General features: G+C 60.6%; 13 protein-coding genes. 7 read left to right on the forward strand and 6 right to left on the reverse strand.

The features are described from left to right. The first annotated feature begins 162 nt into the window (after nucleotides 1-162). The 7 genes from HFK74_RS05915 to HFK74_RS05940 all read left to right on the forward strand — a co-directional run bounded on the left by HFK74_RS05915 (nucleotide 163) and on the right by HFK74_RS05940 (nucleotide 7677). The gene (locus HFK74_RS05915; RefSeq protein WP_180202725.1) at nucleotides 163-2286 is read left to right on the forward strand and encodes a TonB-dependent receptor; all 2124 of its coding nucleotides are present in this window, start codon (nucleotides 163-165) and stop codon (nucleotides 2284-2286) included. A 1-nt stretch (nucleotide 2287) separates the two neighbouring features. Beyond that, on the forward strand, nucleotides 2288-3220 hold the full coding sequence (locus tag HFK74_RS05920; RefSeq protein WP_180202726.1) for an ABC transporter substrate-binding protein: 933 nt from the start codon (nucleotides 2288-2290) through the stop codon (nucleotides 3218-3220). Next, on the forward strand, nucleotides 3217-5118 hold the full coding sequence (locus HFK74_RS05925) for an ATP-binding protein (RefSeq protein ID WP_180202727.1): 1902 nt from the start codon (nucleotides 3217-3219) through the stop codon (nucleotides 5116-5118). Before HFK74_RS05920 ends, HFK74_RS05925 begins: the two co-directional genes overlap by 4 nt. A gap of 247 nt (nucleotides 5119-5365) precedes the next feature. Then, nucleotides 5366-5881 (forward strand): 3-hydroxyacyl-[acyl-carrier-protein] dehydratase FabA, encoded by a 516-nt coding sequence (fabA, locus tag HFK74_RS05930; RefSeq protein WP_003179264.1) that lies wholly within the window; start codon nucleotides 5366-5368, stop codon nucleotides 5879-5881. 11 nt (nucleotides 5882-5892) lie between these two features. Continuing rightward, nucleotides 5893-7113 (forward strand): beta-ketoacyl-ACP synthase I, encoded by a 1221-nt coding sequence (gene fabB, locus HFK74_RS05935; protein ID WP_007957797.1) that lies wholly within the window; start codon nucleotides 5893-5895, stop codon nucleotides 7111-7113. 52 nt (nucleotides 7114-7165) lie between these two features. After that, the gene (locus tag HFK74_RS33060; RefSeq protein ID WP_257230257.1) at nucleotides 7166-7300 is read left to right on the forward strand and encodes a hypothetical protein; all 135 of its coding nucleotides are present in this window, start codon (nucleotides 7166-7168) and stop codon (nucleotides 7298-7300) included. 188 nt (nucleotides 7301-7488) lie between these two features. Continuing rightward, on the forward strand, nucleotides 7489-7677 hold the full coding sequence (locus HFK74_RS05940) for a hypothetical protein (RefSeq protein ID WP_008062860.1): 189 nt from the start codon (nucleotides 7489-7491) through the stop codon (nucleotides 7675-7677). Between the two features lie 71 nt (nucleotides 7678-7748). Here the strand turns inward: HFK74_RS05940 and HFK74_RS05945 are convergent, their stop codons facing one another. From HFK74_RS05945 to HFK74_RS05970, 6 genes are all read right to left on the reverse strand, one after another. Further along, nucleotides 7749-8291: a DUF2058 domain-containing protein gene (locus HFK74_RS05945; protein ID WP_180202728.1), complete on the reverse strand. Its 543-nt coding sequence runs from the start codon at nucleotides 8289-8291 to the stop codon at nucleotides 7749-7751. 28 nt (nucleotides 8292-8319) lie between these two features. After that, a complete protein-coding gene (mazG, locus tag HFK74_RS05950; protein ID WP_180202729.1) occupies nucleotides 8320-9153 on the reverse strand; it encodes a nucleoside triphosphate pyrophosphohydrolase in 834 nt (277 codons plus the stop codon). A gap of 120 nt (nucleotides 9154-9273) precedes the next feature. Next, complete coding sequence (gene relA, locus HFK74_RS05955) at nucleotides 9274-11517, reverse strand: GTP diphosphokinase (RefSeq protein WP_180202730.1); 2244 nt, start codon at nucleotides 11515-11517, stop codon at nucleotides 9274-9276. A 121-nt stretch (nucleotides 11518-11638) separates the two neighbouring features. Next, a complete protein-coding gene (gene rlmD, locus HFK74_RS05960; RefSeq protein WP_180202731.1) occupies nucleotides 11639-12991 on the reverse strand; it encodes a 23S rRNA (uracil(1939)-C(5))-methyltransferase RlmD in 1353 nt (450 codons plus the stop codon). Further along, on the reverse strand, nucleotides 12991-13893 hold the full coding sequence (gene cysM, locus HFK74_RS05965; RefSeq protein WP_008054834.1) for a cysteine synthase CysM: 903 nt from the start codon (nucleotides 13891-13893) through the stop codon (nucleotides 12991-12993). Before cysM ends, rlmD begins: the two co-directional genes overlap by 1 nt. A gap of 108 nt (nucleotides 13894-14001) precedes the next feature. After that, nucleotides 14002-15024, reverse strand: a complete 1023-nt coding sequence (locus HFK74_RS05970) for a YhcG family protein (protein ID WP_180202732.1) — start codon at nucleotides 15022-15024, stop codon at nucleotides 14002-14004. Between the last annotated feature and the right edge of the window lie 92 nt (nucleotides 15025-15116).

Consider the following 15116-nt stretch of genomic DNA (forward strand, 5'->3'; position numbering starts at 1 on the left):
CCGCATTATACGGAGCGCCCCGGTGTCGGCCAGTCCCCGTGTCAATTACCGGCATGCGTAGGAAGAAGTCCGGTAATACCTAGGAAAATGCTTACATCGTGACTGGAAAAGTCAACGAGCTCGGTTAACATGCGCGCCATCGATCGTTAACAAGGATGTGCTGTGTCCCTGGCTTCGCCCTCACCCCGTTCGCCGCTGGTCCTGGCGCTGGTGTTCAGCTCGCCAGTGCTGGCTGACGACTTGTTTCTCGATAGCGAACCGTTGCCGCAGGTACTCACGGCCACCCGGCTGAAACAGTCGCCGGCTGCCGTGCCGGGCAGCATGACGGTGCTCGACAGCGTGCTGATCACTGCCAGTGGCGCCCGGGATATCAGCGAGGTACTGCGCCTGGTACCGGGCATGATGGTCGGCAACATCAGCGGCAACCAGGCCACGGTGAATTACCACGGCACCAGCGCCACCGAAGCGCGACGCATGCAAGTATTGATCGACGGCCGCTCGGTGTACCGCGCGGGGCTAGCCACGGTGGACTGGAGCGATATTCCGGTGGCCATGGAGGACGTCGAGCGAATCGAGGTTTTCCGCGGCCCGAACACTGTCAGCTATGGCGCCAATGCGCTGATGGCGGTGGTCAACATCATCACGCGCAACCCGGCAGACAGCCATGGTACGCGCCTGAAAGTCACCAGCGGCCAGCGGGGCATCGACGATTTTTATGCCAGCCAGGGCGTGGGGTGGGAGGACGGCGATCTACGCCTGTCCCTGTCCGGCCAGCAAGACGATGGCTTCGACGTCGACCGCAACGGCGGCGACTACCATGACAGTCGACGCCTGAAACGCTTCAACCTCGCCGTCAGCCAGACGCTCGACGAACGGCAAAGCATCGATTGGCAGGTGAATGCCAAGGATGGCACCAATCAGCGACCCTACACCTACCGCCCGGTGTTTTCGGGGATTACCCGTGCGGGGGACAATTCCGACGTCAACGCCAAGGATTACGCCGGCTCGCTGCGCTGGAACTTCGACTTAAATACCGAGCACAGTCTTTACATCCAGGGTTCGGCGCAGCATTGGGACCGTCAGCAAACCTGGCGCGCCTGTGATGCCGAAGTATCGTTCAGCCCCGAACTCACCGAGCTCTGGGGCATCGACCCGAACTACACGGAGCGCCTGGCGCGCAACATCGAGAGCTTCCTGGGCTCCGGTGCACCCGAGGGCGATCCGGCTAAACGCGCATTGGCCAATCAAGTCCTCAATCAGTGGCGCAACGGCGCGCGGCAAACGGTCTGCGGCGATATCGACCAAAGCTCCCGGGAGACCCGCTACGACCTTGAACTGCAGGACACCCTGAGCCTGTCCGATAACCTGCGGCTGGTCAGCGGCTTGAACTATCGTTACGACCGGGCAGATTCCGAGACCTACTTCAATGGCACCCTCGACGACACCACCTGGCGAGCCTTCGGCCAGCTCGAATGGCGTGCCAGCGAACACTGGCTACTGCAGGGCGGTGCCATGTTCGAGGACACGCAATTGATCGGCAGCTCCCTGACCCCACGGATGGCGGTCAACTACCTGATCAATCCGCGCCATGGCTTGCGTGCGGTGTACTCGGAAGCGATCCGCTCCCCGGACATGTTCGAGAACAACGTCAACTGGAGTTACAAGGTCACCCACCTGCAACCCGGCGCCTTTGGCCAGTCCAGGGCCCGCTATTTCGTCAAGACCCGCGGCCCCGGCGACCTCGACCAGGAACACATGCGCTCCCGGGAACTGGGCTACAACGGTTACTTTGCCGAGTCGGGGCTGGCCGTCGATATAAAGCTGTTCTACGACGAGATCACCGGGATGATCAGCGAGCCGTTGCGCAACAATCAGTACATCGCCAGCAATGCCAACACCGCGCGCTATACCGGAGCGGAAACCCAACTCGACTGGAAAATCGGCAGCACCGACCGGTTGCGCCTGACCTATGCGTACGTCGATGCTGACGCGAGCAACCTGCAGGATGCGCAACAGACTGCACGCAACAGTGGTTCTGCCGCCTGGTTGCGTGACTGGGGCCATGGCTGGAATAGCGCGCTCTTCTATTATGCTGACGACGCGCTCAACGGCTATCGCTTCGAACGCGTCGACACGCGCATCGCCAGGCGCATCCGCCTGGGCAAGACGCATCTGGAACTGGCCGGTGTGCTGCAGCAGCGCCTCGACAACCAGCCCTCCACCTTTATCGACAATAATTATGACGAGCGTCGGGTGATGTATTTCAGCGCGCAGCTGGCGTTTTAAGATGCCGCATCGTCCGCCACGCAAGTCGCCAGCCCTTGGCCATCTGCTGGCCATGGCTTGCCTGATATTCGCTGGCTGGCTACACAGCCTGTCGGCCAGTGCCGCGGACATTCTCCTCACCGGTGTCGACGATAGCCCCGGCGTGCAATCCTTTGCCCAGGCCCTGGGGCAATTGCGACCGGCCGACACCGTTCGTTTCCAGCCACTGGCCAGCCTGCCGCCACCGGGCGATTTGGCGGCGGACACCCGCTTGATCCTGCTCGACCTGCCCAGCCTCGACTGGCGCCTGCAGGACCCCCGCGGCCCGGCGACACTGGTGCTGCGCATCAGCCGCCTGCAGGCACGGCAACATCTGGGGCACGCCGTGCCCGCGCACCTCAGCCTGCTCTGGAGTGATCCGCCACTGGACCGGCAATTGCGCCTCACCCGCGTCCTTCTGCCCGAGGTCAAACGGGTAGGCGTGCTGTACGACAGCCATAGCGAGTTCCTGTTGCGGGAACTGCGCCAGGCCGCCCATCCCCTCGGGCTCGAAGTGGTCACCGAGCGCTGGGAAAACACCCAGGACAGTCGCCCCTTGCAGGCTTTGCTGGAGAACAGCGATGTCGTGCTGGGCCTCGACGATCCCGATCTGTACAACCCGAAAACCGCGAAAAACCTGTTGCTCAGCAGCTATGCGCGACAGCTGGCCTTGATCGGCCCCAATGCAGGATTCGTCAAGGCCGGGAGCCTGGCCAGCACCTACAGTGATCAGAGCGACTGGCTGGCGATTCTCGATGAACTGCTCGACCGGCCACCCGCCACGTGGCCACGCACCCAGTATCCACACCGTTTCAAAGTCTCGAGCAATGCGCAGGTGTCTCGTTCCCTGGGTCTTGAACAGGTAAACGAAGCGGCTGTCGCCACGCTGTTGGCAGAAGGAGAACGCCACCCATGACCTTCCGTCGCCGCTGGGACATCAGTACCCGCACCCAGATCATCAGCCTCGGCCCCGCCCTGCTGCTGACGTTGCTGTTGATCAGCTTCTTCACCTTCGTGCGGATCCAGGATTTGCGCCAGGAGCTCAACCACACCGGCCAGCTGATTGCCAACCAACTGGCGCCGGCCACCGAATACGGGGTGATTTCGGGCAATAACGAGGTGCTCGAGAGCCTGCTCAAGGCCACGCTGGCCACGCCCAACGTACGGTTTTTGGAGGTGCAGGACAGCGCCGACCGGATTCTGGTGTATGTCGAGCAACCGTCGGCCAGTTACCAGAAGCCGCACCAGGTCGAAGTCTTCCAGGCCCCCGTGCGCTTGCAACGGATCGCGCTGCACAATGATTTTTTCCAGGACGGCACCGCAGCGCCCAAGGCGCCCGCCGAGGATTACCTGGGCCGGGTGATCGTTGGCCTGTCCAGTGATGCGTTCAGCCAGCGCCAGCAGGAGATCCTGCTCAAGGCCGGCATCCTGGCGCTGTTCGCCCTGCTGTTCACTTTCATGATTGCCCGGCGCCTGGCCGCAAGCCTGTCGCAACCGATCCGTGATATCGGCAACGCGGTCAAGGCGATCCAGGCCGGCGAGTACAAAACGCCCCTGCCCATCGTTGACGACACGGAGCTGGGCGCCCTGTCGCAACACATCAACAACCTCGCCAGGGGGCTCGAGCAGGCCAGCCACGAACAGCATCAGGCCATGGCGCAGTTGATCCAGACCCGCGAGGAAGCGGAAAAAGCCAACAACGCCAAGTCCGATTTCCTCGCCATGATGAGCCACGAACTGCGCACGCCGATGAATGGCGTGCTGGGCATGCTGCAGTTGCTGGAAACCACCCCGATGACCGAAGAACAGCTCGAATACGCCGCGCTGGCCTCCGAATCCACCGAGCACTTGCTCAAAGTCATCAATGACATTCTGGATTTTTCGCGTATCGAACGCTCAGAACTGGAACTGGAGCATATTCCGTTCAACCTCGCGGACCTGATCGGCAGTTGCGCCCAGTCGTTCCAACACAGCGCCATGCAACGCGGGCTCGATCTGCAGTTGCAGATCCCGGACGACATGCGCGCGCTGCAGGTTCAGGGCGATCCGACGCGCATCCGGCAAATACTGGTCAATCTGGTCGGCAATGCCCTGAAGTTCACCGAACAGGGGCGCGTGCGCATCGAATCGCAGTGGCAATCCCTGGATCACGAACTGCTGTGGTTCACCTGCACGGTACGCGACAGCGGGATTGGTATTCCCCCCGAAAGCCTGGAATCGATGTTCGACGCGTTCCAGCAGGCCGACAGTTCCATTTCCAGACGCTATGGCGGCACCGGCCTTGGGCTGCCGATTGCGCGCACACTCGCCGAACGCATGGGAGGCACCTTGCGCGCCCAGAGTGAGGAAGGCCGTGGCTCGGTATTCACCCTGGAAATTCCGCTGGCGTTGTATCAACAGGCCTTGCCGGCGCGGCTACCGCGCGTATCGACCCACAAGGGTGACGGCGAAGGGCGCAATGTGCTGCTGGTCGAAGACAATCCGGTCAACCAGACAGTGATCGAAGCCATGCTGCGCAGCCTGGGCTTTACTGTCAGCGTTGCCGCCGATGGCGCGCAGGCGGTGCGCAGTGCCGAGAGCCTGATTTTCGAAGCGATCCTGATGGACTGCCGATTGCCGGTCATCGACGGTTATGAGGCCACCCGGCAGATCCGTGAACTGCCCGGCTGCACCGACTTGCCAATCATTGCCCTGACGGCCAACGCCTTGCAGGGGGATCGTGAAGCCTGCCTGTCGGCGGGAATGAACGATTACCTGGCCAAGCCCTTCAAACGCACTGATCTTCAGCAAATTCTGCAGCGATGGGTGCAGTAGTACAGGCCTTTCGAGCATCTGCGACTGGCGTGAAAGGCGAAAGTGCGGCAGTCTTAGGCACCCGTACAAGCCCGAAAAGGGACTTGATTAAAAATTTCAGTGCACAAGTGTACATTCATGTCCTTGGTGCTGTGACTTTCACTACAACGCAATAGTCTATGAGTAGGCTGCCGGTTCGAGGCATGAACGCTTCGATCGGCCGGGAAGATTTGCCCCACCTGCCGCATGGGACTATTGAGGAGCTCGCATGACCAAACAAAACGCCTTTACCCGGGAAGACCTGCTGCGCTGCAGTCGCGGTGAGCTGTTCGGCCCAGGTAACGCGCAACTGCCCGCCCCGAACATGCTGATGGTCGATCGCATCACCCTGATCAGCGAAGAAGGTGGCAAGTACGGCAAAGGTGAATTGGTCGCCGAGCTGGATATCACTCCGGACCTGTGGTTCTTCGCCTGCCACTTCGAAGGCGATCCGGTGATGCCGGGCTGCCTGGGCCTCGACGCCATGTGGCAACTGGTCGGCTTCTTCCTGGGCTGGCAAGGCCTGCCGGGCCGTGGCCGTGCGCTGGGTTCGGGCGAAGTGAAATTCTTCGGCCAGGTCCTGCCGACCGCGAAGAAAGTCACCTATAACATTCATATCAAGCGCGTCCTCAAAGGCAAGCTGAACCTGGCCATTGCCGACGGTTCGGTGACTGTCGACGGTCGCGAAATCTACACCGCCGAAGGCCTCCGGGTCGGCGTGTTCACCTCCACTGACAACTTCTAAGGGTTATCCGCATGCGCCGCGTCGTTATCACTGGTCTGGGCATTGTTTCGTGCCTGGGCAATGACAAAGAGACCGTCTCCGCTAACCTGCGTGCAAGCCGCCCTGGCATCCGGTTCAACCCGGAATATGCCGAAATGGGTCTGCGTAGCCAGGTTTCCGGCTCCATTGACCTCAACCTTGAAGAACTGATCGATCGCAAGATCTATCGCTTCGTCGGCCACGCGGCGGCATACGCCTACCTGGCCATGAAAGACGCCATCGCTGACTCCGGCCTGACCGAAGAGCAAGTGTCCAACCCGCGCACCGGCCTGATCGCCGGTTCCGGTGGCGCGTCCACGCTGAACCAGATGGAAGCGCTGGACATCCTGCGCGAGAAAGGCGTCAAGCGCGTTGGCCCATACCGCGTAACGCGGACCATGAGCAGCACCGTTTCCGCTTGCCTGGCCACGCCGTTCAAGATCAAGGGCCTGAACTACTCCATCGCTTCTGCCTGCGCCACCAGTGCTCACTGCATCGGTACCGCCATGGAACAGATCCAGATGGGCAAGCAGGACATCGTGTTCGCCGGTGGCGGTGAAGAAGAGCATTGGAGCCAGTCGTTCCTGTTCGACGCCATGGGCGCACTGTCCAGCAAGCGCAACGACACCCCGGAACAAGCCTCCCGTGCCTATGACGCCGACCGTGACGGTTTCGTCATCGCCGGCGGTGGCGGCATGGTCGTGGTTGAAGAGCTGGAACACGCCCTGGCCCGCGGCGCGAAGATCTACGCGGAAATCGTTGGCTACGGCGCGACCTCCGACGGCTACGACATGGTCGCCCCAAGCGGCGAAGGCGCGATCCGCTGCATGCAGCAGGCGCTGTCCACCGTCGACACCCCGATCGACTACCTGAACACCCACGGCACTTCGACTCCGGTCGGCGACGTCGCGGAAATGAAAGGTGTGCGTGAAGTGTTCGGCGACAAGGCTCCGGCCATCAGCTCCACCAAGAGCCTGTCGGGTCACTCCCTGGGCGCCGCCGGCGTTCACGAAGCGATCTACTGCATGCTGATGATGGAAGGCAACTTCATTGCCGGCTCCGCCAACATCGACGAGCTGGACCCGGAAGTGGCCGACCTGCCGGTGCTGACCAAGACCCGCGAGAACGCCACCATCAACACCGTGATGAGCAACAGCTTCGGTTTCGGTGGCACCAATGCCACGCTGGTACTGAAGCGCTGGGAAGGCAAGTAATTCCCCGCTGCTGAGCCACACAAAAACGCCCCGACTGGTTCGGGGCGTTTTTTTGTCTTTCATTTTTGCTTTTGCTTTTGCTTTTGTAGGAGACCGGCTTGCCGGCGAAGGCGCACTTGCTGACGCCTTCGCCGGCAAGCCGGGCTCCTACATGTATCCGTTTCATCCGCCGCTTTTATCGCTGTGAACATGAAGCTTTTGTCATGGAACTCAATGACCTGCGACTGAATGTCGCGGATTACGCGGGCTGCAGGACTGTTTCCAATTCTGCAACAAAACCTTTCCAAACTCAGTCGTTTACTTAGCAAGCTACCAAACTCTATAACAGAGTCCTGCACATGCCTTGCTGCAGATAACAGAGATTGGAGCTAGCAGATGACTGTCAAAGTAACTGAACGCGACGATTCACATATGTCCCATGAAGGCGTAGCCGCCGGCATCCGGATCTGGGATGTGTACCAACAGGACCTGCTGGTCGGGATGTTTCACTCCGAGACTGACGCCCACAACTACAAGGCCGAACTGGAAACCCTGGAGCAGCAAAGAGAACTTCGCTCCGCCTGAGCAATGACAGCATTGAAAACGACAAACCCCGCCAAGAAGCGGGGTTTGTCGTTATTGCAGGCGTTAACCGCTTACCACATCAGATCATCCGGGATCTGATAGGCCGCGTACGGATCGTCCTCGGCGGCCACTTCTTCGGTCTTCACATTCAGCTGCACGATACGTTGCGGATCGCGCTCCTGGATCTTCAGGGCGGCTTCACGGGGAATCACTTCATAGCCGCCGGCGTGATGCACGATGGCCAGCGAACCGTTGCTCAGCTTGTTACGCATCAGGGTGTTGACCGAGAGACGCTTGACCTTCTTGTCGTCGACGAAGTTGTAGTAGTCCTCGGTCGTCAACTTCGGCAGGCGCGTGGCTTCGATCAATTGCTTGATCTGCGCGACACGAGCCTTGGCCTCGGCCTTTTCCTGCTGCTGGCGGTTGAGCTCCTGGTCGCGCTTGACCTTCTCGGCCATGGCTTCCTGGGCCGCACGCTGCTGGGAATCATCAAGCTCGATCTGCCCCTTGTGGGCCAGGCGTTGCTGCTTCTGTTTGTCTTTGCTGACCTGCTTGGCCTGCTTCTGGTTGACCAGCCCTGCTTTGAGCAACTGGTCGCGAAGGGAAATGCTCATGGTGCTTATTACTCACTTAGGCAACTGCTCAACCGCAGCTGGGCACATTCTTTTCCTGGCGTTTGGCTTCGCCCCACAGGGCGTCCAACTCTTCGAGGGTGCAATCTTCCATGGGACGGTGGGTGTCGCGCAATGCCTGTTCGATAAAACGGAAGCGTCGTTCGAATTTGCTGTTGGCGCCACGCAGCGCGGTTTCCGGATCGACCTTGAGATGCCGCGCCAGGTTGACCACGGAAAACAGCAGGTCGCCGACTTCATCGGCAATCGCCTCCGAGTCGTTGTCGGCCATCGCTTCGAGTATTTCATCGAGTTCTTCACGAACCTTGTCCAGCACCGGCAGCGCATCGGGCCAGTCGAAACCGACCTGCCCTGCACGCTTTTGCAACTTGGCCGACCGGGACAACGCCGGCAGCGCGGCGGGGACGTCATCGAGCAAGGACAACTGTTGCGGTGCAGAGGATTTCTCCGCGCGCTCTTCGGCCTTGATCTCTTCCCAGCGCTGCTTGACCTGCTCTTCATTCAAGCGCGGTACATCCAGCGGCGCGTACAGGTCACCGGTGGGAAATACATGCGGATGACGGCGGATCAGCTTGCGGGTAATGCTGTCGACCACGCCGGCGAATTCGAAACGCCCCTCCTCCCGAGCCAGCTGGCTGTAATAAACCACCTGGAACAAAAGATCCCCCAACTCACCCTGCAAATGATCGAAGTCGCCGCGCTCGATGGCATCGGCGACTTCATAGGCCTCCTCGAGGGTGTGCGGGACGATGGTCGCGTAGGTTTGCTTGATGTCCCACGGGCAACCGTACTGCGGGTCGCGCAGGCGGTTCATCAGGTGTAGCAGGTCTTCAAGTGAATACATCAATCAGTCTCGTCAAACACCCTGTAGGAGCTGGCTTGCCAGCGAAGGCGTCCTCTGGATCAGCACAAGGCTTTGGCGGGCGCCTTCGCCGGCAAGCCGGCTCCTACAGTATGGGATGGCTCACGGTGTACGGTTACGCCGCGTTTCGATGATGTTCGGCAACTGGGAAATCCGCCCCAGCAAGCGCCCCAGCGCATCCAGCCCCGGAATCTCGATGGTCAGGGACATCAACGCAGTGTTGTCCTCCTTGTTCGAGCGGGTATTGACCGCCAGCACGTTGATCCGCTCGTTGAGCAGCACCTGCGAAACGTCACGCAGCAATCCGGAACGGTCGTAGGCACGGATGACAATGTCCACCGGATAGGTGAGCACCGGTACCGGCCCCCAGCTGACCTGGATGATCCGCTCAGGCTCGCGCCCGGACAATTGCAGCACCGAGGCACAATCCTGGCGGTGAATGCTCACGCCCCGGCCCTGGGTGATGTAGCCGACGATCGCATCCCCCGGCAGCGGCTGGCAGCAACCCGCCATCTGGGTCATCAGGTTGCCCACGCCCTGGATCTGGATATCGCCACGCTTGCCCGGTTTGTAGCCGGTGGCCTTGCGTGGAATCAGCTCCAACTGCTCATTGCCACGTTCCGGCTCGACCAGTTGCTGCGCCAGGTTGACCAGTTGCGCCAGGCGCAGGTCGCCGGCACCGAGCGCGGCAAACATGTCCTCGGCGGTTTTCATGTTGGCCTTGTCGGCCAGCTTGTCGAAATCCACCGCCGGCAGGCCGAGGCGATTGAGTTCACGTTCCAGCAGGGTTTTACCGGCCGCGACGTTCTGATCGCGGGCCTGCAACTTGAACCAGTGAACGATCTTCGCCCGCGCCCGTGAGGTGGTGACGTAACCCAGGTTCGGGTTCAGCCAGTCACGGCTCGGGGTGCCATGCTTGCTGGTGATGATCTCGACCTGTTCACCGGTTTGCAGGCTGTAGTTGAGCGGCACGATGCGCCCGTTGATCTTGGCGCCACGGCAGTTGTGACCGATCTCGGTGTGCACGCGGTAGGCGAAGTCCAGCGGTGTCGCCCCCTTCGGCAAGTCGATGGCGTGACCGTCCGGGGTGAAGATGTAGACCCGGTCCGGTTCGATATCGACCCGCAGCTGTTCGGCCAACCCGCCAATGTCGCCCAGCTCTTCGTGCCACTCGAGCACCTGACGCAGCCAGGAGATTTTCTCTTCGTAGTGATTGGAGCCGGACTTGACGTCAGTACCTTTGTAGCGCCAGTGCGCGCAGACGCCGAGTTCGGCTTCCTCATGCATCGAGTGCGTGCGGATCTGCACTTCCAGCACCTTGCCCTCGGGACCGATCACCGCTGTGTGCAGCGAGCGATAGCCGTTTTCCTTGGGGTTGGCGATGTAGTCGTCGAACTCTTTGGGGATGTGCCGCCACAAGGTGTGGACGATGCCGAGCGCGGTGTAGCAGTCGCGCATTTCCGGCACCAGCACACGCACGGCGCGCACGTCGTAGATCTGGCTGAACTCCAGGCCCTTGCGCTGCATCTTGCGCCAGATCGAATAGATATGTTTGGCCCGGCCGCTGATGTCGGCATCGACGCCGGTGGCCTGCAACTCGTTCTTCAGCTGGCTCATCACGTCGCTGATGAAGCGCTCGCGATCCAGTCGCCGCTCGTGGAGCAACTTGGCGATCTGCTTGTACTGGTCCGGCTCCAGGTAACGGAAGGACAAGTCCTCCAGTTCCCACTTGATGTGACCGATACCCAGGCGATGGGCGAGCGGCGCGTAGATGTCGAACACCTCGCGGGCGACGCGGTTGCGCTTTTCGTCATCGGCGGTTTTTACCGCGCGGATCGCGCAGGTGCGCTCGGCCAGTTTGATCAGGGCGACGCGAACGTCGTCGACCATGGCCACCAGCATCTTGCGCAGGTTTTCCACCTGGCCCTGGGTGCCCATCACCATGGATTTGCGCGGGCTCAGACTGTCGCTGATTGCCGCCATGCGTTGCACGCCGTCGATGAGTTTGGCGACTACGGGACCAAAGCGCTGGCTGACTGCCGGCAACGGGATCTGGCCTTCACGCACGCCCCGGTAGAGAATCGCGGCAACCAGCGAATCCTGATCGAGCTTGAGGTCGGCGAGAATCTCGGCGATCTCAAGGCCAGTGCGGAAACTCGAGGTCCCTTCGGACCACAGGTTCTTCGCCGCATTGGCTTGTTGTTCGGCCTCGCGAGCGTACTCGCAGGCTTCTTTCAAGGCTTCGCGATCCAGTGCCAGATCGACAGTGACCGCGTGATCGAGCCAAGCCTCGAGATTGATACTGCCGTCGGTGTTGATCGGCTGGTGTGCTCTCACCTGTACCATCTTGCTTACCTTCCCTACGACGCAGATTCAATGCGTCAAATCGCTGACCTTCGTTGCCCATGAGCCCACGTCGGGCTGGTACGCGGCTGCACGGGCGGGCCAGTCGGACCAGACGAGCATCCTAGCTCGCTTCAAATAACGCCATGGCTTCGACATGTGCCGTCTGAGGAAACATATCGAGAATCCCGGCACGTTTTAACCGGTAGCCCTGCTTGATCAATTCAACGGTGTCGCGCGCCAGGGTTGCCGGGTTGCACGACACATACACCAACCGCTCGGCCCCCAGGGACTTGAGTTTGCGCACGACCTCGAAAGCGCCGTCACGCGGTGGGTCCAAGAGTACCGCACAAAAGCCTTCACGCGCCCATTCGGCATCGGTCAAAGGCTGGGATAAATCGGCCTGAAAAAACTGCGCATTATTCAGATTGTTGCTGACCGCATTTGCGGCGGCGCGATCGACCATCACCTGCACACCCTCCACCGCCACGACTTCGCGAACGGCTTTGGCCAGCGGCAAGGCAAAGTTACCCAACCCACAGAATAGATCGAGAACTCGCTCATCTGCTTGCGGTTTCAGCCAGTCCAGCGCCTGGGCAACCATCGCTTCGTTGACCCCGGCATTGACCTGGATGAAATCCCCAGGCCGATACGCCAGGTTCAAATCCCACTGTTCAAGACGATAGCCCAGGGACTGATCGGCCTCGACCGGATGCGGCTCGCCGTCCCCGTGCAGCCACAACTGGGCTTCATGGAACGCACAGAAATCCTTGAGGATGGTCATGTCACTGTCGGACAACGGCGCCATGTGCCGCAGCAACACCGCCAATGATGAACCGCTGAACAATTCCACATGCCCGAGTGCCTGGGGCTTGCTCAAACGCCGCAGCATTTCCGGCAAGCGCGTCATGATCGGCTGCAAGGGCTGTACCAGTACCGGGCAATCATCGATGCCGACAATGTCATGGCTGCCGGCAGCGCGGAAACCGACTTCGAGCTTCTTCGCTTTCATGTCCCAGCGCACCGCTACCCGGGCGCGACGGCGATAGGCGAATTCCGGGCCGCTCAAAGGCGCGGCCCATTCTTCGGGCTCGACACCGGCGACCTTCGACAATTGCTCGGCGAGCATGCGCTGTTTCAGGGCGAGTTGTTCGTTGTGGGGCAGATGTTGCACGCTGCAGCCGCCGCAACGGCTGGCATGGGCGCACGGTGCCGGGCGACGCAACTCGCTGGCCTTGAACACCCGCTCGGTACGCGCCTCGACCACTTTGCCGTGGGCGCCGAGTACGCGCGCCTCGACTTCTTCACCGGCCAGTGCGCCGATGACGAACCAGGTACGACCTTCGAAAAACGCGATACCGCGACCGTCGTTGGCCAGGCGCTCGATGTTCAGGCGCTGCTTTTTGCCGGTCGGGACTTGCGGGGCCTTGCTGCCGCCGGTGGGCTGGAAGCGCAGGCCTCTCTCATGCTTGGCCATCAGTTGGGCGCGTCGAAAATGCCGGTCGACAGGTATCGGTCGCCACGGTCGCAGATGATCGCGACGATCACCGCGTTTTCAACTTCTTTGGACAGGCGCAGCATCGCTGCCACAGCACCGCCGGAGGACACGCCACAGAAGATGCCTTCTTCGCGGGCCAGTCGACGGGTCACGTCTTCGGCTTCGCTCTGGGCCATATCGACAATGCGGTCCACGCGATCGGCCTGGTAGATCTTCGGCAGATACTCCTGGGGCCAGCGACGGATACCCGGAATCGCCGAGCCTTCCATCGGTTGCAGACCGATGATCTGCACGCGCTCGTTCTGCTCTTTCAAGTAGCGCGAGACGCCCATGATGGTGCCGGTGGTGCCCATGGAACTGACGAAATGGGTGATGGTGCCCTGGGTCTGGCGCCAGATTTCCGGACCGGTGGTGGTGTAGTGCGCCTCCGGGTTGTCACCGTTGGCGAATTGGTCCAGCACCTTGCCGCGACCCTCTGCTTCCATACGCTGGGCGAGGTCGCGGGCGCCTTCCATGCCTTGCTCCTGGGTGACCAGGATCAGCTCGGCACCATAAGCGGTCATGGCGGCCTTGCGTTCGGCGCTGGAGTTGTCCGGCATGATCAGGATCATCTTGTAACCCTTGATCGCAGCGGCCATGGCCAGCGCGATCCCGGTGTTACCCGAGGTCGCTTCGATCAACGTATCGCCTGCATGAATCTGCCCGCGCAACTCGGCGCGGGTGATCATCGACAGCGCCGGACGGTCCTTGACCGAACCCGCCGGGTTGTTCCCTTCGAGCTTGAGCAAAAGGGTGTTGCTGGTTTCGCCGGGCAGGCGCTGCAAACGGACCAGCGGAGTGTTGCCGACGCAATCGGCGATGGTTGGGTACTGCAAGGTCATGGCGTATTCGCAATCCAGACTGCGGGGGCGCCTATCATACCGGCAAACCTCGCAAGGCCATATCACGCAAAGTGTGGTGCTTATGGTTTATGGGAATAAGCGGCTAATTCAGCCCTCTTCCGACTGAGTGACATTCAAGGCATAGAATTCATGCAGCTTGGCCTGCAGCAACTGTTTGTCCGGCAGCTGGACCTGATACTCCGCGATCAGCGCGGGCGACAGGCTGCGGTTAAGGGCGTACTCGACGACTTCGTCATCCTTGCTGGCACAGAGCAGGACCCCGATTGCCGGGTTTTCATGAGGCTTGCGCTCCTCGCGATCCAGGGCTTCCAGATAGAAGCCCAGCTTGCCCAGATACTCCGGCTCAAAACGCCCCACCTTGAGCTCGATGGCCACCAGGCAGTTGAGACCGCGGTGAAAGAACAGCAAGTCCAGCGCAAAATCACGCCCGCCAACTTGAAGCGGGTATTCGGAGCCGACAAAGCAGAAATCGCGGCCAAGCTCGATCAAAAACTCCTTGAGACGCGCCAGTAGGCCCCGATGCAAATCGGTTTCGCCGTGGGCGCCGGGCAGGCCAAGAAACTCGACCATGTAGGCGTCACGGAATATCTCTAACGCAGAGGGGTGAGTTTGTTTCAGTGCTGAGGAGACTTTGGCCGGCTGGGTCACGCTGCGCTCAAACAGCGCCGCCTTGAACTGGCGCTCCAGTTCGCGTTTCGACCATTTTTCCTGAACGGCCATTCGCAGATAGAACTCGCGCTCTTCTGGCCGCTTGCATTGGCCAAAGATGATCAAATTATGTGACCAGGATAATTGTCGCGCCAGTGGTGCGACTTTTGATTCGGTGCGGTAGGTCTCATAAAACTGGCGCATGCGGAACAAATTCGACCGGGTAAAGCCTCGCAGCCCCGGCTGGGTCTGACTGAGATGTTCCGCCAGTTGACCGACAACGGAATCACCCCACTCGGCTTTCTCCAGCTTGCAGCTGATATAAGCACCAACCTGCCAGTACAGCTCGATCAACTGGGTATTCACCGCCTGCATGGCATGGCGCCGGGCACTTTGAATCAGTGCAAGCACTTCATTGAAGCGGTCGTCGGTGGTACTGCCGGGTATTTGGGGTACGGTCATGAGTGAATCCTTGAACATGAGTAAAAGCGCGAGCTTAAACCGCCAGGGATGTTCGAAATGACCGGTGATACCCTTTGGGAAATGTCGTACAG

It is taken from the genome of Pseudomonas sp. SbOxS1 (assembly GCF_013416725.1).
Classification (GTDB): domain Bacteria; phylum Pseudomonadota; class Gammaproteobacteria; order Pseudomonadales; family Pseudomonadaceae; genus Aquipseudomonas.

Coding starts and splice junctions, on each gene's coding strand:
- HFK74_RS05945 (WP_180202728.1), bottom strand. CDS start 8,291: ATGAGCATTTCCCTTCGCGACCAGTTGCTCAAAGCAGGGCTGGTCAAC.
- fabB (WP_007957797.1), top strand. CDS start 5,893: ATGCGCCGCGTCGTTATCACTGGTCTGGGCATTGTTTCGTGCCTGGGC.
- HFK74_RS05920 (WP_180202726.1), top strand. CDS start 2,288: ATGCCGCATCGTCCGCCACGCAAGTCGCCAGCCCTTGGCCATCTGCTG.
- mazG (WP_180202729.1), bottom strand. CDS start 9,153: ATGTATTCACTTGAAGACCTGCTACACCTGATGAACCGCCTGCGCGAC.
- cysM (WP_008054834.1), bottom strand. CDS start 13,893: ATGACCTTGCAGTACCCAACCATCGCCGATTGCGTCGGCAACACTCCG.
- HFK74_RS05940 (WP_008062860.1), top strand. CDS start 7,489: ATGACTGTCAAAGTAACTGAACGCGACGATTCACATATGTCCCATGAA.
- HFK74_RS05925 (WP_180202727.1), top strand. CDS start 3,217: ATGACCTTCCGTCGCCGCTGGGACATCAGTACCCGCACCCAGATCATC.
- relA (WP_180202730.1), bottom strand. CDS start 11,517: ATGGTACAGGTGAGAGCACACCAGCCGATCAACACCGACGGCAGTATC.
- fabA (WP_003179264.1), top strand. CDS start 5,366: ATGACCAAACAAAACGCCTTTACCCGGGAAGACCTGCTGCGCTGCAGT.
- HFK74_RS05970 (WP_180202732.1), bottom strand. CDS start 15,024: ATGACCGTACCCCAAATACCCGGCAGTACCACCGACGACCGCTTCAAT.
- rlmD (WP_180202731.1), bottom strand. CDS start 12,991: ATGGCCAAGCATGAGAGAGGCCTGCGCTTCCAGCCCACCGGCGGCAGC.